The 12668-nt window shown below is 68.5% G+C and carries 7 protein-coding genes; 6 read left to right on the top strand and 1 reads right to left on the bottom strand.

What is annotated here, in order from left to right:
- The first annotated feature begins 15 nt into the window (after positions 1-15).
- The 5 genes from ACQKQD_RS32130 to ACQKQD_RS32110 all read left to right on the top strand — a co-directional run bounded on the left by ACQKQD_RS32130 (position 16) and on the right by ACQKQD_RS32110 (position 7484).
- Entirely contained in the window at positions 16-1824 is a 1809-nt protein-coding gene (locus ACQKQD_RS32130) for an ABC transporter ATP-binding protein (RefSeq protein WP_427510724.1), read from the top strand.
- 26 nt (positions 1825-1850) lie between these two features.
- Positions 1851-3029, top strand: coding sequence for an efflux RND transporter periplasmic adaptor subunit (locus ACQKQD_RS32125; protein ID WP_427510723.1), 1179 nt, complete (start codon positions 1851-1853; stop codon positions 3027-3029).
- Positions 3030-3047: 18 nt separating this feature from the next.
- Complete coding sequence (locus tag ACQKQD_RS32120) at positions 3048-6191, top strand: multidrug efflux RND transporter permease subunit (protein ID WP_427510722.1); 3144 nt, start codon at positions 3048-3050, stop codon at positions 6189-6191.
- 244 nt (positions 6192-6435) lie between these two features.
- Complete coding sequence (locus ACQKQD_RS32115) at positions 6436-6900, top strand: DUF1348 family protein (RefSeq protein WP_020095776.1); 465 nt, start codon at positions 6436-6438, stop codon at positions 6898-6900.
- The gene (locus ACQKQD_RS32110; RefSeq protein WP_427510721.1) at positions 6897-7484 is read left to right on the top strand and encodes a TetR/AcrR family transcriptional regulator; all 588 of its coding nucleotides are present in this window, start codon (positions 6897-6899) and stop codon (positions 7482-7484) included. Before ACQKQD_RS32115 ends, ACQKQD_RS32110 begins: the two co-directional genes overlap by 4 nt.
- Before the next feature lie 1886 nt (positions 7485-9370).
- Here ACQKQD_RS32110 and ACQKQD_RS32105 read toward each other — a convergent pair.
- Positions 9371-11485 (bottom strand): ATP-binding protein, encoded by a 2115-nt coding sequence (locus ACQKQD_RS32105; RefSeq protein ID WP_427510720.1) that lies wholly within the window; start codon positions 11483-11485, stop codon positions 9371-9373.
- A gap of 115 nt (positions 11486-11600) precedes the next feature.
- Here ACQKQD_RS32105 and ACQKQD_RS32100 point away from each other — a divergent pair, with 115 nt between their 5' ends.
- Positions 11601-12188, top strand: a complete 588-nt coding sequence (locus ACQKQD_RS32100; protein WP_427510719.1) for a substrate binding domain-containing protein — start codon at positions 11601-11603, stop codon at positions 12186-12188.
- Positions 12189-12668: the final 480 nt, after the last annotated feature.

Raw genomic sequence — 12668 nt, 5'->3', positions numbered from 1 at the left:
ATGGGATCGACCTCGATGGATGGGTTCGCCCCCGCCCGCGGCGCGGACGGGCCGGGCGATGCCGCGGACTACGGCGACCTAGCCGCGCGGCACGTCTCCGTCGCTCGGATCCTCACCCTGTTCCGCCCCTACGCGGGCCGGATCGCGCTCGTCATCGGGCTGATCGCGCTCGCTTCCGCCGCGGGGCTCGCCGCCCCGTTCCTGCTCCGCGAGATCGTCGACGTCGCGCTGCCGCGCGCCGACCTCGGACTGCTCGGCCGGCTCGCCGCCGGCATGGTCGGCCTCGCCGCGCTCGGGGCGGGCATCGGCGTGCTGCAGGCCCTCGTCACCGCGAAGGTCGGGCAGGCCCTCATGCACGACCTCCGGGTCCGCGTGTACGCGCACCTGCAGTCGCTTCCGCTCGGGTTCTTCACGGCGACCCGCTCCGGCGACATCCAGTCCCGCATCGCGAGCGACATCGGCGCCCTCCAGGCGCTGGTCACCCACACGGCGGGTGAGGCCACGCGCAACGCCAGCGCGGTGGTGATGACCGCCGCGGCCATGCTGCTGCTGGAATGGCGGCTCGCCCTGTTCTCGTTCCTGGTCCTGCCGCCGGCGACCTGGATCAGTGTCCGCGTCGGCCGGCTGCGCGAGGAGACAACCTACGCGCAGCAGGAACGCATCGCCGAGATGACGTCCGCGGTGCAGGAATCCCTCTCGGTCTCCGGCATCGTCCTCGCCCGCACGATGGGCCGCGTCCCCCATCTCGCGGAGCGCTTTGCGCGGGCCTCGCGCGCGGTGGCGAACCTGGAGGTCCGGTCCCACACGGCCGGGCAGTGGCAGTGGTCGGTCATCGACCTCGTGCTGCAAGCCCTGCCGGCCCTGACCCTGTTCCTCGGCGGCTGGATGGCGGGCGCCGGGACGACCATGACCATCGGCACTCTCGTCGCGATGATCGCGCTGCAGGAGCAGATGCTGTTCCCGCTCGAGGAGGTCCTGCGCACGGGCGTCGAGGCCCGGAAGACGCGGGCCCTGTTCGCGCGCATCTTCGAGTACCTCGACAAGCCGGTCGGCATCACCGAGCGGCCCGACCCCGTCACCCTCGACCCCGCCGAGGTCGCCGGCCACGTGCGCCTCGACGGCGTGACGTTCTCCTACGACCGAGCCGGCCCCGCGACGATCGCCGGCGTCACGCTCGATATCCCCGCCGGGTCGCACACCGCCATCGTCGGCGCGACCGGCTCGGGCAAGTCCACCCTCGGCCATCTCCTGGCCCGGCTCTACGACGTCGATGGCGGCGCCGTGCTCTACGACGGCGTCGACGTGCGCGACCTGAGTCTCGCCTCCCTCTCCGAGGTGCTCGGGGTCGTGACGCAGGACCCGTTCCTCCTCCATGCCAGCGTGGCCGAGAACCTGCTCTTCGCCCGGCCGGATGCGACGGTCGCGGAGATGGTCGCGGCGGCCCGGACGGCCCAATTGCACGACATGGTCGCCGCCCTGCCGGACGGGTACGACACGCTGGTGGGCGAGCGCGGGCACCGCTTCTCGGGCGGCGAGCGGCAGCGCCTCTCGCTGGCACGGACCATCCTGCGCGACCCGCGCGTGCTGCTGCTTGACGAGGCGACGAGCGCCCTCGACACGGCGACGGAGCGGGCGATGGTCGAGGCCCTTGCCCGTCCGGGCAAGCCCCGCACGACCATCACCGTCGCCCACCGCCTCTCGACCGTCCGCCGGGCCGACCAGATCGTCGTGCTCGATCGGGGGCGCGTGGTCGAATGCGGCACGCACGAAGCCCTGCTCGCCCGCGGAGGCGCCTACGCGCGCCTCGTGCGCAAGGCGGCCTGACGGCCACGATTTCAGGACGGATCTCCATGCCTTCACACGCACCGGCCCGGCGGTCGCCGACCCTCGCCGCCCTCGGCCTCGTCGCGGCGCTCGCCCTGCAGGGCTGCAAGCCCGGGGCGGACGGTCAGGCACCGGGCGGTCCCGGATCGGCGGGTTCGCCGCCCGACGTCTCGACCGCTCGGGCCGAGCCCGGGACGGTGCCCCGCACCCTCGACCTGCCGGGTCGCCTCACCTCCACGCGGGTCGCCGAAGTCCGGGCCCAGGTCGCCGGCATCATCCAGGAGCGCGCTTTCGAGGAAGGCAGCCTCGTCCGGAAGGGCGATGTCCTCTTCCGCATCGACCCCGCCGTCTACCGGGCCGAGGTCGATGCCAAGTCCGCGGCCCTCGACCGGGCCGAGGCCACGCGGGTGCAGGCGCTGAAGCAATCCGAGCGCACCGAGACCCTTCTGGAGCGTCAGGCAGCCAGCACCGCCCAGCACGACCTCACGATCGCCGCCCTGCGCCAAGCCGAAGCCGACGTCGCGAGCGCGAAGGCGCAGCTCGCCCGCGCCCGGATCGACCTCGACTACGCGACCGTGCGCGCGCCCATCGCCGGCCGCATCGGCCGGGCCCTCGTCACGGAGGGCGCCCTCGTGGGCCAGGGCGAGGCGACCAAGCTCGCGCTGATCCAGCAGGTCGATCCGATCTTCGCCGATTTCAACGCCCCCGCGGCCGATCCGGGCCGGCTGGCGGAGCGGGCCACGGGCAAGGAGGAGACGGCGGTCCGCCTCGTCCTGCCCGACGGCGCGCTCCACGCCGATGCCGGGCGTCTACTGTTCACGGATGTGAGCGTCGACCCCGGCACCGGGCAGGTGTCGCTCAGGGCCACGTTCCCGAACCCGAAGGTCGTCCTGCTGCCGGGCACCTATGTCCGTATCCGCCTCGCGCAGGGAATTTTGCCGGGCGCGGTCGTCGTCCCGGCCCAGGCCATCCAGCGGTCGAGCGCCGGCGTCGCGCAGGTCTTCGTGGTCGGGGAGGACAGGATTGTCGCGCTGCGCCCCGTGCGGGCGGGGGCGCTGACGGATGCGGGCTGGATCGTCGAGGACGGGCTCAAGGCCGGCGAGACCGTCGTGGTCGAGGGTTTCCAGCGGATACAGCCCGGCATGGCGGTGAACCCGGCGCCCTGGCAGGGACCCCGGACGCCCTCCGCCTCCGCGAAGCCCTGACCGCGCCGGGACCGCACCATGACCCGCTTCTTCATCGCGCGCCCGATCTTCGCCTGGGCGATCTCCATCTTCATCGTGCTGGTGGGGGCGATCTCCCTCGCGTTCCTGCCGGTCTCGCAATACCCGGACGTGGCGCCCGTCACGATCCAGGTGAGCGCGACCTATCCCGGTTCTCCGCCCGAGCGGCTCTACGACGGGGTCACGCGCATCATCGAGGAGGAGCTGAACGGCATCCCCGGGCTGATGTACTTCGAGAGCACCAGCGACACGTCCGGCATGGCGCAGATCATGGCGTCCTTCGCGCCGGGCTCGGACCCGTCGAAGGCGACGGTGGCGGTGCAGAACCGGATCAAGCGCATCGAGGCGCGCCTGCCCCGGGCGGTCACGCAGCAGGGCGTCATCGTCGAGGAGGCCAGCACCAGCTTCCTGCAGTTCGTCACCGTCTCCTCGAAGGACGGCTCCTTGAGCGAGACCGACCTCGGCGACATCGCCGCCCGCCGCCTCCTCGGCGAGCTGCGGCGGGTGCCGGGCGTCGGCCGGGCCACCCTGTTCTCGTCCGAGAAGGCGCTGCGCATCTGGATCGACCCGGTCAAGCTCGTCGGGTTCGGGATTACGCCGGGCGACGTCACGGCCGCGGTGGGTGCGCAGAACGCGCAGGTCGCTTCAGGGACCGTCGGCGCGCAGCCCGCGGCCGAGGGCCAGCGCATCGCCGCGAACGTGCTGGTGAAGGGGCAGCTGACCACGCCCGCCGAGTTCGCGGAGATCGTGCTGCGCGCCAACCCCGACGGGTCGCTCGTGCGCCTGCGCGACGTGGCCGAGGTCGAGCTCGGCGGCCAGTCCTACACGATGCAGACCCGCCTCGACGGGCGCCCGGCCGCCGGCATCGGCATCCAGCTCGCCCCGGGCGCGAACGCGCTCGCGGCCGCCGGCGGCGTCAAGGCGAAGCTCGCCCAGCTCCAGCGCACGCTGCCCGCCAACATCCGGGCGACGGTGCCCTACGACACCACGCCCTTCGTCGAGGTGTCGATCCGGAAGGTGCTGATGACGCTCGCCGAGGCGATGGCGCTCGTCTTCGCGGTGATGTTCCTGTTCCTGCAGAACGTCCGCTACACCCTCATCCCGACCATCGTGGTGCCGGTGGCGCTGCTCGGCACCTGCGGCGCGCTGCTGCTCGCCGGCTTCTCGATCAACGTGCTGACCATGTTCGGCATGGTGCTGGCCATCGGCATCCTCGTCGACGACGCCATCGTGGTGGTCGAGAACGTCGAGCGCATCATGGGCGAGGAGGGGCTCCCGCCGAGGGAGGCCACCGCCAAGGCGATGGGCCAGATCACCGGCGCCATCGTCGGTATCACGTCGGTGCTGGTCGCGGTGTTCGTGCCGCTCGCCTTCTTCCCCGGCTCGGTCGGGGTGATCTACCGGCAGTTCGCCGTCAGCATGGCGACCTCGATCGCCTTCTCGGCTTTCCTGGCCCTCTCGCTGACGCCCGCGCTCTGCGCCACGCTGCTGAAGCCGGTCGAGAAGGGCCACCATCATGCCAAGGGCGGCTTCTTCGGCTGGTTCAACCGCCGCTTCCACGCCGGCACGGGGGCCTACCGGTCCGGCGTGGCGGGCCTGCTGCGCCGGCCCGTTCGGGCGCTCCTGGTGTATGGCCTCCTCGTGGCCGCGCTCGGCTGGGGCTACTGGCGCATGCCGTCGAGCTTCCTGCCCATCGAGGACCAGGGCTACGTCATCGTCGACGCGCAGACCCCGCCGGAATCCGCCACCGGCCGCACGCTCGACGTGGCCAAGCGCATCGAGGAGCACTTCGCCAAGGAGCCCGGCATCGACAGCCAGACGCTGCTCCTCGGGTTCGGCTTCTCGGGCCAGGGGCAGAACGCGGCCATCAACTTCGTCGGGCTGAAGCCCTGGGGCGAGCGCGGGCCGCAGGACAGCGCCGACGCCATCACGGCCCGCGCCAACGCCGCCCTCGGCGGCCTGCCCGACGCCATCGCCATGTCGCTCTCGCCGCCGGCCATCGACTCGCTCGGCAATTCGAGCGGCTTCGCCTTCCGCCTCCAGGACAAGGCGCAGCAGGGCCACGCGGCGCTGGCGGCCGCGCGCGACCAGCTCGTCAAGGCGGCGTCCCAGAGCCCGATCCTGCAGGGCGTCTACGTCGAGGGCCTGCCGACCGCGCCGCAGATCGAGCTCGTCCTCGACCGGCAGAAGGCCAGCGCGCTGGGTGTCACCTTCGCCGACATCAACGACGCCCTCTCCACGAGCCTGGGTTCGGCCTACGTCAACGACTTCCCGAACCAGGCGCGGATGCAGCGGGTGATCGTCCAGGCCGAGGCGGCCCGGCGCATGAAGGCGGAGGATCTGCTCGACCTGAACGTCCGCAATGCCAAGGGGCAGATGGTGCCGTTCCAGTCCTTCGCCCGGGTGCAATGGACGATGGGCCCGTCGCAGGTCGTGGGCTTCAACGGCTACCCGAGCATCAAGATCTCCGGCAGCGCCGCCCCCGGCTACGCCAGCGGCGACGCCATGGCCGAGATGGAGCGGCTGGCGGGGCAGTTGCCGTCGGGCTTCGACTTCGCCTGGACCGGGCAATCGCTGCAGGAGAAGCTGTCGGGCTCCCAGGCGGTCTATCTGCTGGCGCTGGCGCTATTCTGCGTCTTCCTCTGCCTCGCCGCGCTCTACGAGAGCTGGTCGATCCCGCTCGCCGTGCTGCTCGTGGTGCCGACCGGCGTGGTCGGCGCGGTCTTCGCGATGCTGATGCGGGACATGCCGAACGACGTCTACTTCAAGGTCGGCCTGATCACGGTGATCGGCCTGACCGCGAAGAACGCCATCCTGATCATCGAGGTGGCCAAGGACTTCGTGGCCAGGGGCGTGCCCGTCCGGGAGGCGGCGCTGGAGGCGTGCGAGCTGCGCTTCCGGCCCATCGTCATGACCTCGTTCGCCTTCATCCTCGGCGTCGTGCCGCTCGCCGTCGCGACGGGGGCCAGCATGAACAGCCAGCGCGCCATCGGCACGGGCGTGCTCGGCGGCATGGTCACCGCGACGGTGCTCGCCGTCTTCGTCACGCCGCTCTTCTACGTCCTGATCGCGCGGGTCTTCGGTTCCGCGGCGGCCGGCCAGCCGGAGGCCGGTCCCGTCCGGCGCGGCATCCCGGTGCCCTGAGGGTGCTCGTCCTTGCCAGGGGCGCGGCGGGACATCCCTTCGCTGACGCGAGCCGCGCAGCCGCAGGTGACCGACGGGGTCGGGTGGGCTTCCGCGGGTCCGCTTCGGGAACGGCACTCCGGAAAAGATGCCCTTCGCCGCTTGCAGATTTCCCGACCGAGAGCCGGAGGGCTCTCAGGGCGCTTGATCTATTGGCGCCCATGTTGTACCGAACGGTACAACATGGTTCTGAGAGGTGATCCCGATGTCCCGACCCCCGCTTCCCCCGTTCACCGAGGAATCCGCGATCCAGAAGGTGCGTCTTGCCGAGGATGGCTGGAACACGCGCGATGCGGCCAAGGTCGCGCAGGCCTATACGCCCGACACGCGCTGGCGGAACCGCGTCGAGTTCGCGACCAATCGCGAGGAGGCGCAAGCTTTCCTCACTCGGAAGTGGAACAAGGAGCACGAATACAGACTGATCAAGCAGTTGTGGGCCTTCACCGGCAACCGTATCGCGGTGCGCTATGCCTACGAGTATCGCGACGACGGCGGGCACTGGTTCCGCGCCTACGGCAATGAGAACTGGGAGTTCGCCGAAGACGGATTGATGGCGCACCGTCATGCCAGCATCAACGAGATGCCGATCACCGAGGCGGAACGGAAGTTCCGTTGGCCGCTCGGGCGCAGACCCGACGATCACCCCTCGCTGAGTGACCTGGGCCTTTGAGCGCGAAGCGCGTCCTCACCGAACGGGCCGGTGCCGTGCCGGCACTCGCGGAAGCGTTCCGCGAGCACGGGTTCGAGGGCGCGAGCCTGTCGGTGCTGTCGAAGGCGACCGGCCTCGGCAAGGGCAGCCTCTACAACTTCTTTCCCGGCGGGAAAGAAGAGATGATGGAGGCGGTTCTCGCCGACATAGACGCTTGGTTCGAGAAGATCATCTTCTCGACGCTGGAGCATGCGCGCGATTCGACAGCGGCCGTCACGTCCATGATCGAGGATGTGACGGAATACTTCCGATCCGGCAGGAGAGTCTGTCTCGTCGGCTGCATTGGCCTGAATGCCTCCGGAGCCGTTTTCGCGGAGCGGATAAGGAGCTACTTCGCGCGCTGGATATCGGCTCTGGCCCGGTGCCTGAGAGCCGGCGGCGTTCACGAACCGCAAGCCTCGCAACTCGCTGAGGAGGCGGTTTCGGGGATACAGGGCGCGATCGTGCTGGCGCGAGCCTTAGAGGACGATGCCGTCTTTCTCCGGGTGGTTCATCGACAGCGTTCTGTCTTGATCGATGCCATCGCCGATTCTAGTGCAGAGTGATAGAAGACTCATCATTTGCAGTAGCCTGCCATGACAATTACACATTCAACGATCAGTCGAAATTTGTAACATTTCACGCTCGCGACGAATTGTTCGCCCGATCGAGTGTGCCCGGCGACGATCCGTCTCCACCGCGATCAAGTCCGCATTTCTCGTCGTGCACCGGACTGGGCATATGAGACGGTGACACGGCTGCTTGCATCCGAATGTCCGGTTCGGGGATGCCGCTGAACAGGCCGGAATGGCTCGGTTGGGTCGCGAGGCGTCCGTCCTCTCTTCCGGCAGCCGGCCTTCCGAGCCGATCACCCGGCGTCCGCCAGCATCGGCCGCCGCAGACCGCCCGCACGAGCGTCTCCGACGAGTGAATCTCTGCCGTTCCGTTTCCGAGCTGCAGGGGCATCGGAGCGGACGACTTCGTTCCGCAGGCGCCCCGATCTTCCGTAATCTCGGGGATGGCCGCGGTCGCCATCTGCCCGGCTCGATCGGGCCGACGTCCAGGCCGCACCGAGCCGTGTCGCGGCTCGCAAGCTGAACCAAACTGTCTCGGGAAATCCGGCGTGGTACAGCGATCGTGGCCGCCGGGTGCCGGTCCCTCGACCGACTCGACAGCCGACCGATATTTACCAAGCCGTTCGATGTCCTGTGAAGCTCCGGGGTCAGGTTGCGTAGTTGTCTTGAGACTCAACCACAGGATGCATAATCTGCGGCTATGCGCGTCACATCCGCCATTGGCCTCGCCTCCGTGTTGCTCTCTGCGGGATCCGCCGTCGCCTTCGCCCCCGCGCTGTTCGCGGCGGGACCGGCCGCCGTAGCCCAGCTGTGTACGGAGAGTGCAGGGACCGTCTGTTGTGCGAACGGTTATGCGGGCTTCCGAGGCCCCTCGGGGAAGCTCTGGATTGGCAAAGATCGCCGGGGGACCGTGATCGTCAGCATCGATGATCGTCGTAACGATCAGGAGCCATCCCGGCGCGAGCAGGATCACGGACGCTTCGTCCTCGAGCAGGCGTGGTGAGGCTCGGATCTTTCGCCCGTCGCCGCTGCCGTGCAGTTGAGACCCGGGTCGTGGCGTGACGGGCGGTGGCTCTCTCGGAGCGCCGCCAGTGACGAGGGCGCGAACCGGAAACTTGGTAAGGCCGTGGGCGCCTCACGCCGTATCGGAGGCTGATCCAGCAGATCGCGCATCCTGCGGATCGATGGGTCAGGGCTGACGAGCGGGCTCCGGACGGGACCGATCGAGAGGATGGGTTGGCGACCCGTCGCAGACGGTCGAGACATTCCGGCCTGACAGCCAGCCGCGGCCGTGCAGGGTCAGGTTTCCCCACGCTCCAACAGCAGGCGGTAATCGGCCAGGGTCATTGTCCCGGTGTCGCGCGGGTCGATCGCTCGCCGATCGCGGTCGGGCAGGACATCCGCGAACAGATCGATCCTCTTCCAGGCCGGGACCTCGCCCGCTCGTGCCCGCCCCGGCACGAAGCCTGACGTAGCCTCCCGACGGTAACGGTGGATGTAGCGCGGCAGTTCACGAACACCTCGGCGATGTCGATCTTGAGCACCAGCTCGGCGCCAGGATGACGTTCCAGGTCCCTCGCGTCGCGGGCGATCCGCGCCGTGCCAACCGGACTACGAACGCGAGCCGCCTTCCTAGCAGCGTGGTCTGCTACGGCTGATGCTGCATTGCGGCCCTAGCCGCCGGAGAAGCTCTACGGGTCGTGAGCGGCTCCCGCGGCTATGCCCGCTTCGATGCATCCATTGTTCAGAAGCAGACCGGCAGAAATCCACCCTTTCCGGTCATTCCGCGACCGACCCATTGCTGTCGTCCGAACCACAACCGGCGGCTCTGCAAAGCAGCCGTGCGCCAGTCCTTCGACAGGGGTGTCAGGTTACCGTCAATTCGCGATCAAATCACGGATGCGCGATGCCAGCGCATCGACGGCGAACGGCTTGGTCAGGACGGCCATCCCCGGTTCCATCTGGCCGTCCGTCAGCAGCGTGCTCTCGGCGTAGCCGGTGATGAACAGAACCTTGAGGCCGGGCCGCGAGACCCGAGCGGCGTCGGCCATCTGACGGCCGTTCAAGCCATTGGGCAGGCCCACATCGGTGACGAGCAAGTCAATACGGGCGTCGGACTGGAGCACCTTAAGACCGCCCGCCCCATCCGCAGCCTCCACGGCGGTGTAGCCGAGGTCGCTCAGCACGTCCGTCACCAGCATGCGCACGCTGGGCTCGTCGTCCACCACAAGGACGGTCTCGCCGGCCTGTGCCAATGCCGGGGATCCTTCCTCCGGCAGGGCCTCGTCACGCTCAGCCTCGCCCCTGTGGCGCGGGAGGTAAACCGTGACCGTTGTGCCCTGCCCCTCGTTCGAGTGGATGCGGACCTGCCCGCCGGACTGCTTGACGAAGCCGTAGATCATCGACAGGCCAAGGCCGGTCCCCTGGCCGAGCGGCTTGGTCGTGAAGAATGGGTCGAACGCCTTCGCCACCACTTCCGGGGGCATGCCGGTGCCGGTGTCCGAGACGCTCAGCGACAGGTACTCACCGGCCGGCATATCCTGTCGCTCGGCGACTTGGGGAGTGATCCGACGGTTGCCGGTCTCGATGACGATGCGCCCCCCGTCCGGCATCGCGTCGCGGCCGTTGATGCAGAGGTTCAGCAGCGCGTTCTCAAGCTGGGACGGGTCGACCAGAGTCGGCCATAGGTCCGTGGGTCCGGCCGTCTCAAGCTGAACGCTCGGCCCGACCGTCCGCCGGATCAGGTCGAGCATGCCATCGACCAGGGCGTTCACGTCGGTGCCTTTCGGCGCGAGCGTCTGCCGACGCGAGAAGGCCAGCAGGCGGTGGGTCAGCGCCGCCGCCCGCTTCGTCGCCCCCTGCGCGGCGGCCATATACTTGTCGACGTCCTTGAGGCGCCCCTGCTCGATACGGGTGCCCATCAACTCCAAGCTGCCGGAGATGCCGGCCAGCAGGTTGTTGAAGTCGTGGGCAAGCCCTCCCGTGAGTTGCCCGACCGCCTCCATCTTCTGCGATTGGCGGAGCTGCTCCTCAGCGTTCATCAGCTCGGCCGTGCGCTCGCCGACGCGCTGCTCGAGAGTTTCGGTGAGGGCGCGCAACTGGGTGATGGCCCGGTCCCGCTCCTGTTCGACAACACGACGCTCCTCGACGTCGAGGAGCACGCCGGGAAAGCTCAGGGGCGTGCCGTCCGGCGCGTGGTCGACCCGGCCATTGGCTTCGATCCAGTAGTAGCGCCCGTCCAACCGGCGCACCCGGTACTGGTGCGCATAGGCGCCGCCCCGGCCGACGGCCTCGTTGATCGCTTCCGCCAAACCCGCTTGGTCGTCAGGATGTACGGTGGCTACGATCTGCGCCAACGGGATGCCCTCGCGGCCGAACGCTGGATCGAGCCCGAAGCTTCGGGCGAAGGCTTCGTCGACCGTGAACCGGTCGGACGGTAGGTCCCAGTGCCACGTGCCGATGATCGCGCCAGCGGCCAGGGCGAGTTGCACGCGCTCGATGTTAGCCCGTGCGAGCGCCTCGCTGGCGCGCAGGCGCTCTTCGGCCTCGCGTCGGGCGGTCACGTTGTTGAAGATGATGGCAATCTGCCGGTCCGCAGGGTCACCGACGGGAACAGCGCGCACGTCGAACCAGCGCGAGAACGCCTCAGCATAGCTCTCGAAGTTCGCGGGTTCCCGGGCCTTGGCGACTCGCCCGTAAGTCTCGAACCAGAAGGGCTCCAGGTCAGGGGCGAACTCGGTTACCCACTTGCCGCGAAGGTTGACGCCCGACTCGCGCTCGAAAGCAGGGTTGGCCTCTACGAAGCGGTAGTCGACCGGCCGGTCCTCGGCGTCGAACTTGACCTCGACGATGGCGAAGGCCGCATCGACCGTCTCCAGGATCGTCCGGAAACGCTCCTCCCTCTGACGGATGGCGGCCTCGGACCCGCGCAGACGCAGGATCTCGGCCTCGAGCTCCCCGCGGGAGAGGGTCTTCAGTTCGTCCCCCGACACGAAGGATGCTTCTCTTCCGTTTACCGCGGCCGCGGCGCCTCTCGTGGCTAATCCAAGTGCGTTTACCCCGAGGAAGGTTCCTGACCAGCCTTGCACACCGCCGGGGCTGCAATCCGTGAAGCGCCTCCCCAAACTATTTGTCGACCAGCGCCCTAGGGACCGCGTCGCCGACCTCATCGAGGAGGGCATTGACGTGGCGATCCGCGTGGGCGAACTGGCCGACTCCCGCTTGCTCTCCCGGCGTCTCGCGCCGCATCGGCTCTGCGCTTTCGCGTCCCAAATCTACCTGGAGCAGCGCGGGACACCGCAGCATCCGGACGACCACATCCACCACGACCGCTTGAATTTCCGCTTCCAGAGTGCGGGCCAGGCTTTGCGCTGGCCGTTCCAGATCGGCGGCCGCGCGGTTGATCTCACGCCGAACGCCGGCGGCGTCGCAGACTGCAGCGATGCGGTCGCGGCCATCCTCGTGGTCGGCGGCATCGGCATCTCGCTGTCGTATGTCGTCGCGTTCCACGTCGAGCGAGGTGCGCTGGTGCCTGTCCTGCGGAAGTTTTTTGTCGAGCGTTCCGTCGTCACCGCGTTGTGGCCGGAGAGCCGACACGGCAACCAGAATATGAACGCCTTCCCGGCTTTCCTCGGAGGTATGTTTCCTTCCCCAACACCTCGGGACAGGCTGCTCAAAAGTCCAGCGGGGAAGTAAATGGTCGCCGTGGGTAGGTCTGCTTCTATACATCGACCATTCGGAAGCGGATGGTCGGGAAACCACCCCGAGCGGGTGTACCGCTCCCGACCCGACTCGGAAGCGCGGACAGCCTTCTGAGCTGCCCGAAAGCGGTCATGGGTCGGACGCTGCACGGTATCGGCTTTGGCCCCGGTCGACCGGCCCGAACCGCTCGTACGAGGACCGCTGTCCTGTGGGCCGCTCAGCCCTCGCGCAATCGTCTCATGCGCAATCGAAGCTCCTGTGGTAAAGGGCATGTCACTCGACACCGCCTGTCGCCGATGCCCCTCCACAAGCCTCAGAAAATCTCCCCATTCCCGAACGCACACTTCCTACCGCTACACAGGTTGACAGTGAGTTCGGGTGACGTCCCCCCATCGCTTTGGTCCGGCCTGAGTGCGAGTTTTCCGGTTTTGTGAGACCCTGATGGGAGGAGCAGAGCCGTGAAGAAGAGCAGGT

Source organism: Methylobacterium sp. NPDC080182 (assembly GCF_050281105.1).
Taxonomy (GTDB): Bacteria; Pseudomonadota; Alphaproteobacteria; order Rhizobiales; family Beijerinckiaceae; genus Methylobacterium.
This window is presented reverse-complemented; position numbering and strand designations above follow the sequence as displayed.

Excerpts from the sequence above, each read along its gene's own strand:
- ACQKQD_RS32130 (WP_427510724.1), top strand. The coding sequence starts at position 16 with ATGGATGGGTTCGCCCCCGCCCGCGGCGCGGACGGGCCGGGCGATGCC.
- ACQKQD_RS32125 (WP_427510723.1), top strand. The coding sequence starts at position 1,851 with ATGCCTTCACACGCACCGGCCCGGCGGTCGCCGACCCTCGCCGCCCTC.
- ACQKQD_RS32120 (WP_427510722.1), top strand. The coding sequence starts at position 3,048 with ATGACCCGCTTCTTCATCGCGCGCCCGATCTTCGCCTGGGCGATCTCC.
- ACQKQD_RS32115 (WP_020095776.1), top strand. The coding sequence starts at position 6,436 with ATGTCCCGACCCCCGCTTCCCCCGTTCACCGAGGAATCCGCGATCCAG.